General features: G+C 39.9%; 20 protein-coding genes. 17 read left to right on the top strand and 3 right to left on the bottom strand.

What is annotated here, in order from left to right; translation table 11 throughout:
* The first annotated feature begins 64 nt into the window (after positions 1-64).
* From ACJ7Z2_RS09445 to ACJ7Z2_RS09375, 15 genes are all read left to right on the top strand, one after another.
* Positions 65-1,615, top strand: a complete 1,551-nt coding sequence (locus ACJ7Z2_RS09445; protein WP_409500126.1) for a cytochrome ubiquinol oxidase subunit I — start codon at positions 65-67, stop codon at positions 1,613-1,615.
* A 12-nt stretch (positions 1,616-1,627) separates the two neighbouring features.
* Positions 1,628-2,761 carry a cytochrome d ubiquinol oxidase subunit II gene (cydB, locus tag ACJ7Z2_RS09440; RefSeq protein WP_006249837.1) on the top strand — a complete coding sequence of 378 codons (1,134 nt, stop codon included), beginning with the start codon at positions 1,628-1,630 and terminating at the stop codon, positions 2,759-2,761.
* 14 nt (positions 2,762-2,775) lie between these two features.
* A complete protein-coding gene (locus ACJ7Z2_RS09435) occupies positions 2,776-2,874 on the top strand; it encodes a CydX/CbdX family cytochrome bd oxidase small subunit (protein ID WP_006249838.1) in 99 nt (32 codons plus the stop codon).
* The gene (gene ybgE / locus ACJ7Z2_RS09430; RefSeq protein WP_154704514.1) at positions 2,874-3,161 is read left to right on the top strand and encodes a cyd operon protein YbgE; all 288 of its coding nucleotides are present in this window, start codon (positions 2,874-2,876) and stop codon (positions 3,159-3,161) included. The genes ACJ7Z2_RS09435 and ybgE overlap by 1 nt, the downstream gene beginning before the upstream one ends.
* Positions 3,162-3,323: 162 nt before the next feature.
* A complete protein-coding gene (ybgC, locus tag ACJ7Z2_RS09425) occupies positions 3,324-3,725 on the top strand; it encodes a tol-pal system-associated acyl-CoA thioesterase (protein ID WP_015484150.1) in 402 nt (133 codons plus the stop codon).
* Between the two features lie 21 nt (positions 3,726-3,746).
* A complete protein-coding gene (gene tolQ / locus ACJ7Z2_RS09420) occupies positions 3,747-4,427 on the top strand; it encodes a protein TolQ (protein WP_006249841.1) in 681 nt (226 codons plus the stop codon).
* 141 nt (positions 4,428-4,568) lie between these two features.
* Positions 4,569-5,006 carry a colicin uptake protein TolR gene (gene tolR / locus ACJ7Z2_RS09415; RefSeq protein WP_006249842.1) on the top strand — a complete coding sequence of 146 codons (438 nt, stop codon included), beginning with the start codon at positions 4,569-4,571 and terminating at the stop codon, positions 5,004-5,006.
* A gap of 13 nt (positions 5,007-5,019) precedes the next feature.
* Positions 5,020-6,291: a cell envelope integrity protein TolA gene (tolA, locus tag ACJ7Z2_RS09410; RefSeq protein WP_154704513.1), complete on the top strand. Its 1,272-nt coding sequence runs from the start codon at positions 5,020-5,022 to the stop codon at positions 6,289-6,291.
* 15 nt (positions 6,292-6,306) lie between these two features.
* A complete protein-coding gene (tolB, locus tag ACJ7Z2_RS09405) occupies positions 6,307-7,593 on the top strand; it encodes a Tol-Pal system beta propeller repeat protein TolB (protein WP_409500125.1) in 1,287 nt (428 codons plus the stop codon).
* 26 nt (positions 7,594-7,619) lie between these two features.
* Positions 7,620-8,093 carry a peptidoglycan-associated lipoprotein Pal gene (pal, locus tag ACJ7Z2_RS09400; protein ID WP_154704511.1) on the top strand — a complete coding sequence of 158 codons (474 nt, stop codon included), beginning with the start codon at positions 7,620-7,622 and terminating at the stop codon, positions 8,091-8,093.
* A 67-nt stretch (positions 8,094-8,160) separates the two neighbouring features.
* A complete protein-coding gene (locus tag ACJ7Z2_RS09395; RefSeq protein WP_154704510.1) occupies positions 8,161-9,042 on the top strand; it encodes a DMT family transporter in 882 nt (293 codons plus the stop codon).
* Positions 9,043-9,088: 46 nt separating this feature from the next.
* The gene (djlA, locus tag ACJ7Z2_RS09390; protein WP_409500124.1) at positions 9,089-9,946 is read left to right on the top strand and encodes a co-chaperone DjlA; all 858 of its coding nucleotides are present in this window, start codon (positions 9,089-9,091) and stop codon (positions 9,944-9,946) included.
* Positions 9,946-10,572, top strand: a complete 627-nt coding sequence (locus ACJ7Z2_RS09385; RefSeq protein ID WP_409500123.1) for a DUF2238 domain-containing protein — start codon at positions 9,946-9,948, stop codon at positions 10,570-10,572. Before djlA ends, ACJ7Z2_RS09385 begins: the two co-directional genes overlap by 1 nt.
* Before the next feature lie 77 nt (positions 10,573-10,649).
* Positions 10,650-11,603: a tRNA dihydrouridine(16) synthase DusC gene (gene dusC / locus ACJ7Z2_RS09380; protein WP_409500122.1), complete on the top strand. Its 954-nt coding sequence runs from the start codon at positions 10,650-10,652 to the stop codon at positions 11,601-11,603.
* Positions 11,603-12,652: a YcjF family protein gene (locus ACJ7Z2_RS09375; protein WP_409500121.1), complete on the top strand. Its 1,050-nt coding sequence runs from the start codon at positions 11,603-11,605 to the stop codon at positions 12,650-12,652. Before dusC ends, ACJ7Z2_RS09375 begins: the two co-directional genes overlap by 1 nt.
* Before the next feature lie 27 nt (positions 12,653-12,679).
* On the opposite strand, the gene ACJ7Z2_RS09370 is transcribed toward ACJ7Z2_RS09375, so the two are convergent.
* Positions 12,680-13,315, bottom strand: a complete 636-nt coding sequence (locus ACJ7Z2_RS09370; RefSeq protein WP_409500120.1) for a histidine phosphatase family protein — start codon at positions 13,313-13,315, stop codon at positions 12,680-12,682.
* Between the two features lie 48 nt (positions 13,316-13,363).
* Between ACJ7Z2_RS09370 and ACJ7Z2_RS09365 the strand changes: the two genes are divergently transcribed.
* Positions 13,364-14,017, top strand: a complete 654-nt coding sequence (locus tag ACJ7Z2_RS09365; protein WP_409500119.1) for a TIGR01621 family pseudouridine synthase — start codon at positions 13,364-13,366, stop codon at positions 14,015-14,017.
* A 1-nt stretch (position 14,018) separates the two neighbouring features.
* Positions 14,019-14,639: a glutathione S-transferase gene (locus ACJ7Z2_RS09360; RefSeq protein WP_409500118.1), complete on the top strand. Its 621-nt coding sequence runs from the start codon at positions 14,019-14,021 to the stop codon at positions 14,637-14,639.
* 46 nt (positions 14,640-14,685) lie between these two features.
* Here ACJ7Z2_RS09360 and ACJ7Z2_RS09355 read toward each other — a convergent pair whose 3' ends face one another.
* Together ACJ7Z2_RS09355 and ACJ7Z2_RS09350 are read right to left on the bottom strand one after the other, a co-directional pair.
* A complete protein-coding gene (locus tag ACJ7Z2_RS09355; protein ID WP_006248040.1) occupies positions 14,686-14,943 on the bottom strand; it encodes a helix-turn-helix domain-containing protein in 258 nt (85 codons plus the stop codon).
* A gap of 278 nt (positions 14,944-15,221) precedes the next feature.
* A complete protein-coding gene (locus ACJ7Z2_RS09350; protein ID WP_409500117.1) occupies positions 15,222-17,153 on the bottom strand; it encodes an ABC transporter ATP-binding protein in 1,932 nt (643 codons plus the stop codon).
* Between the last annotated feature and the right edge of the window lie 107 nt (positions 17,154-17,260).

Raw genomic sequence — 17,260 nt, 5'->3', positions numbered from 1 at the left:
TGTGGGTGATTACTTTTACAGTAATCTAATTGTCAAATTAGTATATTAATATAAGAGGTTTGAGATGTTAGATGTAGTTGAACTCTCACGTTTGCAGTTTGCTCTAACTGCACTCTATCACTTCTTATTCGTACCGCTTACATTAGGTCTTTCTTTCGTCCTTGTGGTGATGGAAACCCTGTATGTAACTACGGGTAAAGAAGTATATAAAGATATGACTAAATTCTGGGGTAAATTATTCGGTATTAACTTTGCCCTAGGGGTAACAACTGGTATTACAATGGAATTCCAGTTTGGTATGAACTGGTCATATTATTCTCATTATGTAGGTGATATTTTTGGCGCTCCATTAGCGATTGAAGGTTTAATGGCGTTCTTCTTAGAATCTACCTTTGTGGGCTTGTTCTTCTTTGGCTGGGAACGTTTATCGAAAGCGAAACATTTATTAGCAACTTACTGTGTTGCGTTTGGTTCTAACTTCTCTGCACTATGGATTTTAGTTGCTAATGGTTGGATGCAAAACCCGATTGCTTCTGAATTCAACTTTGAAACCATGCGAATGGAGCTTTCAAGCTTCTCTGAACTTGTATTAAACCCAGTTACACAATCTAAATTCTTACATACTGTAACCGCAGGCTATGTTTGTGGTGCTATTTTTGTATTAGGTATTAGTTCATACTATATCTTAAAAGGTCGTGACTTAGGCTTTGCAAAACGTTCATTCTCGGTAGGCGCAAGTTTTGGTTTAATTGCGATTATTTCTGTACTTATTATGGGTGATGAATCCGGTTATGAAATTGGTAAAGCTCAGCCAACTAAATTAGCGGCAATGGAAGGTGAATTTGAAACTCAACCTGCTCCAGCTGCTTGGAATGCTTTTGTGATTCCAAATACTGCAGAAATGAAAAATGAATTCTCAATCCATATTCCTTATGCAGCAGGTATTATTGCAACCCGTTCTTTAGATACTGAAATTAAAGGCTTAAAAGATATTCGCGTGATTAATGAACAACGTGTTCGTACCGGTATGGTAGCCTACGGGTTATTAGAAAAATTACGTTCTGGCAATTATACAGAAGCAGATAAAGAAGCATTTAAAGCCGTACAAAAAGATTTAGGTTTCGGATTATTATTAAAGCAATATACGCCTAATGTTGTCGATGCAACTGAAGAGCAAATTCAAAAAGCAGCAGATAATACAATTCCAAATGTAGGCCCTACATTCTGGGCATTCCGTGTAATGATGTTATCTGGCTTCTTGATGCTTATCTTAATTACAACAGCGTTTATTCAAAATATGCGCGGTAAGGTAGAAAGTAGTCGCTTCTTACTAAGAGGATTATTATTAGGTCTTCCATTACCTTGGATTGCGATTGAATCTGGTTGGTTCCTTGCCGAATATGGTCGCCAGCCTTGGGCTATCTATGAAATGTTGCCTGTTGGAGTGTCAAACTCGGCATTAACAACAGGTGATTTATGGTTCACAATCGGCTTACTGTGTGGTTTATATACACTATTCTTAGTTGTAGAAATGTATTTAATGTTTAAATATGGTCGTCTTGGCCCAAGTGCATTAAAAACAGGTCGTTATTACTTTGAGCAATCAACTAAATAATAGGAGTTAGAAATGATCGATTATGAAATTCTCCGCTTTATTTGGTGGATCTTAATTGCGGTATTGTTAATTGGCTTTGCGATCACCGATGGCTTTGATATGGGCGTATTAAACCTTTTACCTATCATTGGTAAAAGTAATGTTGAACGTCGTATTATGATCAACACAATTGCGCCTCACTGGGATGGTAACCAAGTATGGTTATTGACTGCTGGCGGTGCGATCTTCGCTGCATGGCCAACAGTCTATGCAACTTCGTTCTCGGGTTTCTATATTGCAATGGTACTTGTTCTTGCGGCATTATTTTTCCGCCCTGTAGGTTTTGAGTATCGTGCAAAAATTGATAATCCGAAATGGCGTAGTGCTTGGGATTGGGGATTATTTATTGGTGGTTTCGTTCCATCATTAGTATTCGGTGTTGCATTTGGTAACTTATTACAAGGTGTACCATTTGAATTTAATAATATTAACCAATCACAATATACGGGTTCATTCTTTGGTTTATTAAATCCATTTGCATTAGTGTGCGGTATTATCAGCTTAATGATGTTAACCACACAGGGTGCAACTTGGTTACAAATGAAAACTACTGATGAGCTACATAACAACTCAAGAAAAGTGGCACAAGTGACAGCTTCTATTGTATTAGTGGCATTTATTCTTGCAGGTGTATGGTTATATTTTAAAGATGGTTTTGTGATCACAAGCGAGTTAGATCATAATGCGCAATCTCTATTGACGAATAAAACTGTAGCGGTTCAAGCTGGTGCATGGTTTAGAAATTATGCTGAAATGCCTGTATTATGGGTTGTTCCTGCATTAGTTGTAGTAGGTGCATTACTGACTATTATTGCCTCTAAAGCAAATCGTTCAGGTTTAGCATTCTTCTCATCATCATTGATGATTGTTGGGGTCATTTTAACTGCCGCAGTATCAATGTTCCCATTCATTATGCCGTCAATTACTCACCCAGAAATGAGTTTAACGGTTTGGGACGCTACTGCTAGCCACACAACATTAACTGTAATGTTATTTGTTGCTGGTATCTTTGTACCGTTAGTATTAGCATATACTATTTGGTCATATATCAAAATGTATGGTCGTTTAGATGCTAGTTATTTAGAAGAAAATAAAGCAGCTTACTAATAAGGAGACACAATATGTTTTATGTAACTTGGGTCTTAGGTGTATTGCTTGCAATCTTCTTTGCAACAGTCATCACGATCAGCATTGAAAAAACAGGTAAGTTTGACGAGTAATGATTCATAAACTCTATAACTTAACAGCAAAGGGCTTGTTAAAAGCCCTTTCTTTTATTTTAGCGACTGTATTATTTGCAACTATTTGGGTAAATTCGACCGCTTTCGCTCTTTCTTTTGGTGGAAAAACGCCGTATTTAGCAATGTTGGTATTTTATGGTATGGCTATTTTATGGGTACATGGAATTGGATTTGAAATCCGAGCTGCTCTTTGGAAAGTGATTTTTTTACCACTTCTAGGTTACCTTATTGTTATTTCGGCATTATGGATTTTACTTGTTAAATAGAGGCATTTTTATGTCTCTATTTTTATTTTTGATAGATAAAAAATATTTTTGCAATTTACCAAAAAATATACTTGCATAACAATATTTCTGATTCTAAAATATCTCACAATTTGCGCCTAAATTTTGGGCGTTTTTTCATTTTGAATGAGAGAAATAATGCTTATGGATTTCCCGATTCGTGTTTATTATGAAGATACTGATGCCGGCGGAGTAGTTTATCATTCCAACTATCTGAATTTTTTTGAGCGGGCAAGAACGGAATTTTTGAGACAGCAGCATTTCTCACAGCAGGAACTTTTTAGCCAATCCCTTGCTTTTGTGGTTAAGAGGATTGAAATAGATTATAAGCTCCCTGCTCGTTTAGATGATTTATTAAATGTGGAAACAACACTCTCAGAATTGAAGAAAGCAACCCTTATCTTTAAACAACGATTGTGGAAAGATGGCGATTGTCTGAGTGAGGCAAATGTTACGGTCGCTTGTGTTGATTTAATCAAAATGAAGCCGGTTGCAATTCCTGATGATATTCGTCAAGCATTACAAAAAAGTTATTTTTCTATTTAAAAACTATTCGGAGTTTTATTAATGCAAACTGAATTTAGTCTTCTTTCGTTATTTTTAGAAGCAAGTATTGTGGTAAAGATCGTGATGCTGATCCTTATTGTATTCTCAATTTTGTCTTGGGCGGTGATTATTCAGCGCAGCAAAATTTTAACTAAAGCCAAAAAAGATTCCCTTGCTTTTGAAGATCGATTCTGGTCAGGGGAAGATCTAAACCGTTTACACCAAGGTTTAGAGAATCGTCGTGATGCATTAAATGGTTCAGAGCAAATCTTTTATGTTGGGTTTAAAGAATTTACCCGTTTACAACAAGCGAACCCAGATGCGCCAGAATCGATTATTCAAGGTTCTACCCGAGCGATGAACTTAGCATTAAACCGTGAAATGGAAAGTTTAGAAAACTACATTCCGTTTTTAGGCACAGTGGGTTCAATCAGCCCATATATTGGTTTATTCGGAACGGTTTGGGGAATTATGCACTCCTTTATGGGATTAAGTGCAGTTAAGCAAGCAACTTTACAATCAGTCGCACCGGGTATTGCAGAAGCATTAATTGCAACGGCTATCGGTTTATTTGCGGCGATTCCTGCAGTAATGGCATATAACCGTTTGAATTTACGTTTAGGTAAAGTTGAGCAAGGGTATGTGAATTTCATTGATGAGTTCACGACCTTATTACACCGTCAGGCTTTTTCAAAAAGATAATCTACAAGCGGTTGATTTTTAATGAAAATTTGTAAAGTTTTGCGTAAAAAAGACCGCTTGTAACCGCATTATTCGAGACCGGGACACTGTGCCGGTTATTTCAGATCAATTAAGGTGCTAAGCACCTGTAAAGAGGAATATATGTCTCGTCGTTTAAAACGTAATGACATTAAATCAGAAATCAACATTGTTCCATTTCTTGATGTATTGTTGGTATTATTGCTGATTTTTATGGCAACGGCCCCAATTATCAGTCAAAGTGTAGAAGTGAATTTACCGGAAGATACGCATAGCCAATCAGTTTCTAATGAAGATAAAACTCCAGTGATTTTGGAGGTGGCAGGTGTTGGTGAATATAAATTGAAAATTGACGGTAACTATGTGCAAAGTAATGGGCAAGAGAATATTAATGAATCAGAAGTTGTTGCCTATGCAGGGGAACAATTTCAAAAAGATAACAATACCTTATTTTTAGTTGCCGGTGATAAAGTAGTACCTTATGAAGAAATTATGAAAGGTATTACACTACTTAAAGATGCCGGAGTGAAATCGGTAGGTTTAATGACAGAAGGTAAATAGCCAAGGATAACGTGTGAAATCTCAACAAGATAGACTAGAGCTAGCGGTTATTGTTTCGATCTTATTGCATATATTGTTAATCGGGTTGTTATTGCTCGGGTCTCTTTTCACTAAGACGGAACTCGCTGCGGCTGGTGGCAGTGGTGGCGATAGCGATAGCTTTGAAGCTGTGATGGTAGATACCGGGCAAGTGGCTGCTGAATATGGGCAGTTATTGGCAGAGAAAAAAGGCTCAAAAGCATCGAAGCCAAAGGTAGAGCCTAAAGAGGAAGCTGTTGAAGAAGATGTGGAAGATAAACCGATTCCGGAAGAGATCCAAAAACAGAAACAAGCTGAGTTAGCGGCGATTCAAGAGAAACAGCGTCAGCAAGAAATTGAGCGTCAGCAAAAACTACAAGAACAGCAAAAGCAAGAACAAGCTAAGCAAGAAGAGCTTAAAAAGCAGCAAGCAGAAGAAGCAACTCGTAAAAAAGCAGCTGAAGCAGCAAAACTGAAAGCAGATGCAGAAGCTAAGCGTTTAGAGGCTGCTGCTAAACAAGCTGAAGAAGAGAAAAAAGCTAAAGAAGCTCTTGAAAAGAAACTTGAACAGCAGAAGAAAGCGGAAGCCGAGAAAAAGTTAAAAGAGCAAAAAGAACTGAAGGAACAGCAGGCAAAAGAAGCGAAGGAAAAAGCAGAAAAAGAAGCTAAAGCCAAGGCAGAAAAAGAAGCAAAAGAAGCAAAAGAAAAGGCTGAGAAAGAAGCCAAAGCAAAAGCAGAAAAAGAAGCCAAAGAGAAAGCCGAGAAAGAAGCTAAAGCGAAAGCTGAGAAAGCTGCTAAAGAAAAGGCTGAAAAAGAAGCTAAAGCGAAGGCAGCTGCTGAGGCAAAAGCCGCCCAAGCGAAAAACAATAAAGCACTTGATGATTTCCTCAATAGTGGAGACATCGGTGGTGGTTCAAGTAAAGGTGGTAACAAAAATTCAGCAGGATCACAAGGTTCTGGTGGTACAAGTGGCTTAGGGCAAGGTACTAATGTAGATGGTAATGCATATGGTCAACGAATTAAGAAATTAATTCAATCTCGATATCGGGTTGATCCAAGTTTTGCCGGAAAACAATGTGATGTTAAGATATTCTTAAGTCGAGATGGCACAATTACTAACTATCAAGTTATCAGTGGCGATAAAGCAGTATGTGATGCAGCGGTAAGTGCAATAGTGGCAACTAGAAAAGTACCACCTGCACCATCAGATGCGGTATATAATATGTTTAAATCACCAACACTTGATTTTAGTTTAAAAGTTAAATAATTTAGAGGACTACAAATGAAATTATTCTCTCGTATATCGGGTGTAATAGGCATCTTTTCAGCATTATTGACAACTCAGGTGGTTGCTGATTCTGATGTGCGAATTTCTATTGATGAAGGTGTAAGTATAGCTCAGCCGATTGCGGTTGTGCCATTTAAAGCCAGCGGTGTGCCGGCAGATGTTGCACAAATTATTTCTGATGATTTGCGAAATAGTGGTAAATTTACACCGCTTGAACGCTCTCAAATGCCTGCTCAACCGGGATCAGCAGCGGAAGTGGTGGCAGATCAATGGAGTGCTATCGGTATTGATAATATTGTAGTTGGCCAAGTGAGTAGCACAGGTGGCGGTTATAATGTCGCTTATCAATTAATTGATACTCTTGGTACATCGGGTACAGTGGGTGGTGTCATTGCCCAAGGTTCATTTATTGTGCCAGCAGCCCAAATTCGTCAAGGTGCGCATACAGTAAGTGATGAGGTATTTGAAAAATTAACCCAAATTCGCGGTGCATTTAGAACTAAAATTGCGTATGTGGTTCAACGTGGCGTATCATCGTATGAATTACGAGTATCTGATTATGATGGTTTTAATGCTTTTACTATTACAACCAGTAAAGAGCCATTAATGTCGCCGGAATGGGCTCCAGATGGCAGTAGATTAGCTTATGTGACATTTGAAAATAAAAAAGCGCAGGTTGTTGTACACGATATTCGTTCAGGCGCTCGTCGTGTCGTGGCAGCATTAAAAGGCCATAATGGTGCGCCTGCATTCTCTCCAGACGGTTCTCGCATTGCGTTTGCCTCAAACCAAGATGGTGAGTTAAATATTTATGTTGTTGGTAGCGGTGGCGGTACACCAAGTAAATTAACTGCAAATGCAGGTAATAATACAGAGCCGAGCTGGTCTCCGGACGGAAGTACAATCTACTTCACTTCTGACCGTGCAGGTTCGCCACAAGTTTATAGAATGAGTTCATCAGGTGGTGGTGCTAGCCCAATGGGCGGTAGCGGTAGCTACAATGCGAAAGTATCATCTGATGGTAAGAATTTAATCATGATTGCCGGTGATAGAGTTGTGAAACGCGATCTCGCTTCAGGTGGCACAGAAGTACTGAGTTCAACTTTCTTAGACGAAAGTCCAAGTATTTCACCGAATGGCATTATGGTTATTTATAGCTCTACCAAAGGTACGAGTAAAGTGCTACAATTGGTGTCTGCAGATGGGCGTTTTAAAGCTAATTTGCCTGGCGCAGGTGGACATTATAAATTCCCTGCATGGTCACCATACTTAACTAAATAATAATATTTCTCTATTAGGAGCAACAAATGAAAAAATTTGCTAAAGTATTAATGGTAGCAGTACCAGCTTTCGCATTAGCAGCATGTAGCAGCTCATCAGATGACGCAGCGGCAAATGCAGCAGCAAACGCAGCAGCAAATGCAGCAGGCGAATTCGGTGGTTTAACTGCTGAACAATTAAAAGCACAATACAACACAGTTTACTTCGGCTTTGACAGCTATGCAGTTGAAGGTGAATACCGTCAATTATTAGACGCTCACGCTCAATTATTAGCAAAAACTGAAGGTAACGTAACTATCGCTGGTCACGCTGATGAGCGTGGTACTCCAGAGTACAACATCGCATTAGGTCAACGTCGTGCAGATGCAGTGAAAAGCTACTTATCAGCTAAAGGTGCTAACAACACTTCAACTGTTTCTTACGGTGAAGAAAAACCAGCTGTGTTAGGTCACACTGAAGCTGACTACGCGAAAAACCGTCGTGCAGTATTAGAATACTAATTCTTAGTTTATTCTAAATGAAAGCCCTGAATGATCAGGGCTTTATTTTTATTAAAAGCTTTATACTATGGATTTTTGGAATTCGCTTTCACCGTTATTTAAAGCCATTTTTTGTGTGCTTTTGTCGGCATTAAGTTTTGCTACTATGGCTGTATTTCTTCTCTTATCAGGTGATTTACCTGTGGCGGAAAAAGCCATCTTTCGTAATGGCATTACGGCATTAATAAGCGGTTATATTGTTTGGAAAAATCACCAATTGTTCTTTGGTCATAAAGAAAATCATCTTTTGTTGCTTTGCCGTTCGATTAGTGGGTTAATTGGTATTTTAGTTGGGGTTTACATCATTGATCATCTTGTTTTAAGTGATGTAGATATGATAGGTAAGCTCACTTCTTTTATTTTGATTATTCTGTCCGCTATCTTTTTAAAAGAAAAAGCTTCTATAACACAATGGCTCTTATGTATTGTTGCTTTCATTGGTGCTCTTTTTATTATTAAGCCTGCACTTGATGTTCGATTTATCCCTTATTTAATTGGTATTGTCGGCTCTGTTTTTGCTGCTATTGCCTATTTATGCCTAAGATTATTGTCAAAAACCGAAAAAGTAGAATCGCCAAATACTATTGTTTTCTTTTTTTCTGCCTTTTCAACCTTGATATTATTACCCTTTGTCGCCATTGATTATGTTGTGCTAACGAATTTACAAGTTGTTTATTTAGTGTTAGCAGGAATAACCTCTGCGATTGGGCAGTTTTGTGTTACTACCGCCTATAAATATGCCGCGGCAAAAGACATCTCAATTTATAGTTATGCCTCTGTATTATTTAGTGCAATTTTAGGGCTGTTCTTCTTTGAACAATATCCGGATATCTGGAGTTGGGTAGGTTACGCGATTATTTTTGTCTCAAGCTGGTTTATGTTTGTGTTAACTAAAAAGCAATCAAAGTAAAATTTTGTTAGAATAACGTTTATTCATTTCTATAAAAGGATAAAAAATGCAATTTATCGGAAAAATAGTAGGTTTTTTCTTGGGTTATCAGCTTTTTCACGGTTTATTTGGTGGGATACTTGGCGCTTTTATCGGGCATTTAGCCGATAAAAAACTCTATGAATTAGGCTCAGTTCGTTCAAGTCTTTTCGGCAAAAATTTAACTCGCCAATCGCTTTTCACCCAAACCACTTTTGCGGTGTTGGGACATATTGCGAAAGCAAAAGGGCGTGTTACTGAAGCGGATATTGAATTAGCCCGAGCGTTAATGGCTCGCTTAAAATTAGATAGTGCAGCCCAGCAATTAGCGCAAAATGCTTTTACCTTAGGTAAAGAGCCTGACTTCCCGTTACGCCAAGTCATTCAAGAGTTCAGAGAAGCCTGTGGGGCAAGAACTGACTTATTACGCTTCTTTGTGGAAGTGCAAATGCAAGCAGCCTTGCAAGATGGGCAACTTGATGTGAATGAGCAACAAATTCTGTTTACGATTGCGGAGACAATGGGAATGTCTCGCTTCCAATTTGAGCAGATGATCGCAATGATTATGGCAGCTCAACAATTTCGAAATGGTGGTTATTATCAGCAAAGCGGTAGTTATCATCAGCAATCTCAAGGTAGCTATCAAGGCAGTTATCAACAGCCAGCACAACCAAGTATTGAGGCAGCCTATACCGTATTAGGTGTAACTGCACAAGACGATCAAAATACGGTGAAACGGGCCTATCGTAAGTTAATGAACGAGCATCACCCAGATAAATTGGCTGCTAAAGGCTTGCCTGATGAGATGATGGAGTTAGCAAAAGAGAAAGCCCAACAAATCCAAGCGGCATACGATTTAATTTGTAAAGTAAAAGGGTGGAAATAATGGATTCACGTTCGCATATCATTCCTCTATTTTTAGCGATTGTGATTACCGTGATTGCGGTTTGGTCGGGGTTAAACCCGGCAGACCGAGCGGTTTGGTATGCGGAAGTAATACCGATTTTTATCGTTTTTGCCCTTTTAATTGTGACATACCCTAAATTTCAGTTTAGCGGTTTAGCCTATTTTTTGATGTCACTTTGGCTGATTATGCACTTAATCGGAGCAAAATATACGTTTGCTAATGTGCCGTTTGATTGGGCAAATCAATTTCTAACCCCGATTTTAGGTGAAGAGCGTAACCATTTTGACCGAGTAGCACATTACATTATCGGTTTTTACAGCTTCCCGATGGCAGAATGGTTACTGCGTAAACGCAAATGTGGAATGGGCGTGGCATTCTTCTTCTCACTGTTTTTCATTATGTCGGTAGCAGCAGCTTACGAAATTATTGAATGGCAGTATGCCGTGATTGAAGGTGGCAATGCCGGCGTGGAATTTCTAGGCTCGCAAGGGGATATTTGGGACGCTCAAAAAGATATGCTTGCGGATACTCTTGGGGCATTAACCGCACTGATGATTTACCTGATTGCTCGCCCCGATTTACGCATTCACGATAGACATTTTTAACCTTCAAGCGGTTGTTTCTTGCCAATTTTTTGCAAAATGTTGAGAAAAAATAACCGCTTGTATTTTTTAGTTTACCAATGAATCCAATTCCTAACGTTATTCTTGCCCCGATGCAAGGGGTTCTAGACCCTTTTGTCCGCAACCTTTTAACTTCAGTGAATGACTACGATCTCTGCATTTCCGAATTTGTGCGTGTGGTCGATCAACGTTTACCGAAGAAAACCTTTTATCGCCTAGCCCCTGAGCTATATCAAGGCGGATTAACCGATTCCGGCACACCAGTGCGGGTACAGCTTTTAGGGCAACACCCACAGTGGCTGGCAGAAAATGCAGCTCTTGCCATTGAGCTTGGTTCACACGGGGTAGATCTCAACTGTGGCTGCCCCTCTAAAACGGTAAATGGCAGCAATGGTGGGGCTTCGTTATTAAAAGATCCGGAACTGATTTATCGTGCAACCAAAGCGATGCGTGAAGCTGTGCCAAGCGATAAAATCGTTTCCGTAAAAGTGCGATTAGGTTGGGATTCCGTTAGCCAATGTTTTGAAATTGCCGATGCGGTAGAACAGGGTGGAGCGAATGAAATTACCGTTCACGGGCGAACCAAAGTAGATGGTTATCGAGCAGAAAGAATTAATTGGCAGGCGATTGGCGAAATTCAACAACGGCTGTCTATTCCTGTTATCGCCAACGGCGAAATTTGGGATTTTGAATCGGCAAAAAATTGCCAAAAAATAACCGCTTGCAAGGCATTAATGATTGGGCGTGGGGCGTTAAACACACCGAATTTAAGCAAGGTAGTGAAATATAATGTTCCGAAAATGGCGTGGAATGAAGTGCTACAGCTATTGTTTAAGTACGTTCAGATGGAAAATCAGTTTGATACCGGTTTTTACCACGTTGCTCGCATCAAACAATGGCTACGTTATTTGGATAAAGAATATCCTCAAGCGGTAGAATTATTTGATATCTTGAAAACCGAACACGGTTATGATGGTCTAAAAGCACATATTGAAAAGGCAGTGGAGCAATAATGACTAAGCAAATTTTTAATGAAGAAGAGATAAAAACAACCGAGCATTTTGAGCCTAAACAAGAGTTTGATCTTGAAAATGCGATTATTGAAGAAGAGGCTAAAGCGGTGGAAGCAGAACTGATTATTGAAGAAAGCCTCAAACCGTCTCGTTTTTGGATTCGAGTACTACTTGCCACACTTGCTTTGTTTGGCGTAGCGGTGATTGCCCAAAGTGTGCAATGGCTGATAGATACTTTCCAACAAAGAGAATGGATTTATTTTGCGTTCTCGATAGTCTTTTTTATTGTCAGCTTGTTAGGCGTTGGGGCGATTATTTCCGAATGGCAAAAATTGGTGTATTTGCGAAATCATCAGAAAAATCAGCACATGAGTAATCAATTATTGCTGGAACAGCTGCCTTCCAATGATGGCGAACAAGCGGTCAAATTTTGCGAAAATATTGCAAATCAGCTGAATCATTTGCCGAGCATTGCTCAAGCCGAACAGCGTTGGAAAAATCAATTAAATGAGGCTTACAATGCCAAAGAGGTGCTATATCTATTCAGCGAGAACGTACTGAAGCCGATTGATAAACAAGTGAAGCAAATGATCTCCAAAAATGCGGCAGAAAATGCGGTGATTGTGGCAGTTAGCCCACTTGCGGTGGTTGATGTGCTGTTAATGGCAGCCAGAAATATTGCGTTAGTGAATAAAATCACTAAAGCCTATGGAATGGAATTGGGTTATATCAGCCGCTTAAAACTGTTCAAAATGGTGCTGAAAAATATGGTGTTCGCCGGTGCAACCGAAATCGCTACTGATGTCGGAATGGATTTCTTCTCGCAAAACCTTACGGCGAAATTATCGCTCCGCGCCGCACAAGGTATTGGTGTGGGTTTACTCACTGCTCGCCTTGGCATTAAAGCGATGGAATTTTGCCGCCCGATTGCGTTCCAAGCTAACGAACGCCCAAAAATTTCCGCTATTCGCCAAGAGCTGTTAACCTCAGTGAAAGACACGGTATTTTTTAAAACGGAGAGCAAGGAAAAAGCATTCCAAAATCAATAAAGCCCCGTTTGGGGCTTTATCAATGTGCTAATGATTTAAGTGTTCGACATTGTTAAAATCGATCACTTTCACCTCTCCATTTTCCACTTCCACTTGGGTAATCGCAGTATTGAACACAAAACTGTGTTTTTCTTCGTTACGAAAATCTTGCCACGCAATGCCTTTTAACACAGCCGTGAGTAAGGTTAAGGTCATACCATGTGAAACAATCAGCACTTTGCCGTCATTTTTGTGTAGCTCGGCGATTTGATGGAACGCCTGAGTCACCCGTTGATAAAGTTGCTCAAATCGCTCGCCGCCGTTTGCTTTTGCCAGATATTCTGCCGGTGTACGTTTCATCACCCAATATTCATCATTTTCTTGCAAATCGACAGATTTCATTCCTTCCCAGCTGCCAAAATCAAATTCATTCAAGCCTTTATGATGAAAATGCGGAATATTACTGCGTTCATTTTCCGCTAAAATATAGCTGGCGGTATCTTGAGCCCGTTTCTGCATACTGGAATAGGCGGCGGTAAACGGAATATGTTTTAACGCAATGCCGGTTTTCTTCGCTCCGATAATACCTTCTTCTACTAAAGCGGAATCGCCCGAGCCTTGTAATCTGCCTTCCAAATTCCACACGGTTCTGCCGTGTCGTACTAAATAAATGGTAACAGCCATTGTAATTTCCTTGCTAAAATAGTCAAAAATTGGAAGGATTATAGCAAAATGACCTTAACATTGCCTATTTGTTATCAACATCGTGATTTTATTATTATCAATAAGCCGGAAGGCTTGAGTGTGCATAAAGATGAGGCTGATATCGGCTTAACGGAATTAGTGGCTCGCCAACTGAATGTTAAACAGGTTTGGTTGGTTCACCGTTTGGATAAAATTACATCAGGCTTACTGATTTTAGCGTTAAATAAAGAGGCGGCAGCAAGGTTTTATCATTTATTTGAACAACATAAAATCCACAAAACCTATTGGGCGTTAAGCGATAAAAAGCCGAAGAAAAAGCAGGGTAGAATTGTTGGCGATATGCAAAAAAGCAGAAATGGAACGTGGAAATTATGCCACAGCAAAGAAAACCCAGCAGTAACGCAATTTATTTCTCATTCTGTTGAAGACTCGCTCAGGCATTTTATTTTGCAACCCAAAACCGGCAAAACTCACCAATTAAGAGTGGCAATGAAAAGTTTGGGCAGCCCGATTTTAGGTGATAAACTCTATTCAGGTAGCCAAGCTGATCGTGTTTATTTGCACGCTTATCAGCTTGATTTTGAATACGAAAATGAGAAAATCTCAGTACAAGCCTTGCCGACAAGCGGTCATTTTTGGCAAAAAATTTGCAAATCCAATCACATCAAACACGGAGAATAGTATGAAACTTTGGTACTCAACCACCAGCCCTTTCGCCCGCAAAGCCCTTGCGGTGATTAAACACCACCAATTAGACGATAAAGTCGAAATGTTGCGGGTGACAAAAGCAATGGATCCAAATTCGCCACATAATCAAGATAACCCGTTAGGACGTATTCCGGCACTACAACGCAACTGTGGCCGCTGGCTTTTCGGCAGTTTGTTGATCAGCGAATATCTTGACCAAAAAGGCAACAACACGCCTTTGTTACCTAAAGAGGGTAAACCTCGTTGGGCGGTGTTGGCGTTACATAATTTAGCGGATGGCATTATGGAAAATACGATGCCAACTTTATTACAAGAACGTATGGCTCGCCCTGAGAATGAATGGTGGATCAGCCGCCACGAGCAATTAATGGAACGCAATATCCGTTCGTTCAGACAATTAGAAGACGCATTGCAAGAGTTTGGCACAGAGCTGAATTTAGGCACATTAACCGCAGTAGCATTAATTGACTGGTGGGCATTCCGCTTAGATAAGCTTGGCTACGATCTTGCAAAACATCACCCGAATTTAACCGCTTGGGCAGAGGAAATGAATAATAAATACGCCATTTTGGCAGAGACTAAGCCGAGCATGTAGAGATTTGACATAGAAAATAAAGGCATTGAGTTATAACTCAATGCCTTTATTTATGAGGAAATTGTTGTTCAATTTCTTGCAATACAGATAAAGGATCTAAATCTAACCCTTTGCAATAAGCGATAAATTCAAAAATATCTAATCTGCGATCTCCTGTTTCTACTTTTCCGATAAATGAGTAAAGAACGCCCATTTTTTCTCCTAATGTGCGTTGTGTTAGCCCTAGTTCCAAACGACGTTTTAAGAATAGTTCTCTTAACCAAATATGCTCGCTGGAATGTATTGATAATCTAAGATTTTTCATTGCACCTATATTAGGTACAAATAATGTTGAACCTTTTTTAGGTTCATTATATAATTAATTTGTAGTTACATTACCACATTTTATAGGGAGAATAAGTATGCCTGATTTTATTATCGTCAGTGTAGTTGCACTCGTGATTTTACTATTAATATCATTATTTATTTAATCTATAGGTTTTTAAATTTATAAAAAAGCTAGCTTAATGATCATTGTTTTTTTGAGGTGTATAGTTCCCTTAAATGGCACAAGCGTGGACGCTTGCGCTATCTTGTAGAACCCTAGCGTAACATGGTCTCAAACTCCTCCTGAGCCTCCAACCACTGCATTTCAATGTCTTCAACCAGCCTTTTAGCCTCTAACTGTTTTGCAAGTGTGTCAGTTAGTTTTGCTTTATTTTCGGCTTCGTAAATATCACTTTCGGCAAGCATTGCCTCGAGTTTATTCAATGTTTCGGTTGCTTTTTCTAACTCTTTTTCCAGTTGAGTAATTTTCTTCCGCAATGGGGCGGTTTGTTGGCGGCGTTCTGCTTCTAAGCGTTTTTGCTCTTTGCGTTGAGCTGCACTATTTTCGTTGGTGGTTGAGCAAGCGGTCGAATTTGCCGAATCTTTTGCAAGTACGGATTTTGGCTCGTTAGCTAAGGCATTTTGCTCATTGAGCCATTTTTGGTAATCGTCTAAATCACCTTTAAATTCTTCTACTTTGCGGTCGTGTACCAAATAAAATTCATTCACGGTACTACGCAATAAATGGCGGTCGTGCGAAACCACCACTAGCGAGCCTTCATAGTAGGTAAGAGCATCAACCAAGGCTTGTCGCATTTCCAAATCTAAATGGTTGGTCGGTTCGTCCAATAGCAGTAAATTCGGGCGTTGCCATACAATTAAGGCAAGCACTAAACGGGCTTTTTCTCCGCCGGAGAATGATTGTACCGCTTGTACTACTTTATCGCCTTTAAAATCAAAACCGCCTAAATAATTGCGTAATTCCTGCTCGGTTTTTTCCGGTGCGAGTTTCTGCAAATGCCAAAGTGGGCTTTCATCAAAACGTAGGGTATCCACCTGATGTTGAGCGAAGTAGCCTAGCTGTACGCCTTTTGCCAGTTGAATTGAGCCGTTTTGGGGTGGAAGTTCACCTGCCAATAATTTAATCAGCGTGGATTTCCCTGCACCGTTTCGCCCGAGTAAACCAATGCGAGAACCGGGAACCAAATTCAGTTTGACCGATTCCAATACTGTTTTTTCTGCATAGCCGGCACTGACTTTTTCCATCATTAATAACGGGCTAGGCAGGGCAAGTGGTGGGCGAAATTCAAATTCAAACGGCGAATCAGCATAGGCTGGGGCAATAAGCTCCATTTTTTCTAACGCTTTAATTCGGCTTTGTGCCTGTTTTGCTTTAGTCGCTTTGGCTTTAAAGCGATCAATAAAACTCTGCAAATGAGCAACTTTACGTTGCTGTTGCTGATAAGCGGCATTCTGTTGGGCGATTTTGGTCGCACGTTGAATCTCAAATGAGGTGTAATTGCCGGTGTATTCATTAAGCTTTTGATGTTCAATATGAATGACACGATCGATAATTGGGTCGAGAAAATCACGGTCGTGCGAAATCAGCAATAAAGTGCCACGATAGTTGCTTAGCCAACGCTCGAGCCAAATGACGGCATCTAAGTCTAAGTGGTTGGTTGGTTCGTCAAGCAACAATAGATCGGAACGGCAAATCAGGGCTTGGGCCAAATTTAACCGCATACGCCAGCCACCGGAGAAGGATTTCACCGGCAGTTGCAGTTGTTCAGTGCTAAACCCCAAGCCGTTAAGCAGGGTAGCGGCACGGGATTGAATTGTCCAAGCATCAATGGTATCAAGTTGAGTATGGATAATCGCAATGCGGTTACCATCATTTTTCTCATTTGCGGTATCCAGTTCAGCCATTAAATGAGTATATTCCCGATCCCCTTGAATCACATAGTTTAACGCTGAAATAGCTAACGCAGGCGTTTCTTGATTCACCCACGAAATCGCCCAGTTTTTCGGCAACGACACGTCCCCGCCTTCAGGTTGTAATTCATTTTTCAGTAAGGCAAAAAGAGAGGATTTACCACAGCCATTTTTGCCCACCAAACCGACTTTCTGCCCAGTATGAATAGTGGCGGAACTGTTCTCAATCAGGACGGAATGCCCTCGTTTTAAAATTAAGTCTGTAAAAAAGATCATTGCAAGCGGTCTATTTTGTTAAAAATTTTGCGTATTTTAGCATAGGAAGTTTTTAAGCTAGCATAATGTTTAAGGTCAAAATTAAGTTTAATTCAACATACCATATT

It is taken from the genome of Mannheimia glucosida (assembly GCF_046267875.1).
Classification (GTDB): domain Bacteria; phylum Pseudomonadota; class Gammaproteobacteria; order Enterobacterales; family Pasteurellaceae; genus Mannheimia; species Mannheimia glucosida.
Note: the sequence above shows the minus strand (reverse complement) of the source record. Positions and strands in the feature narration are given on the sequence as shown.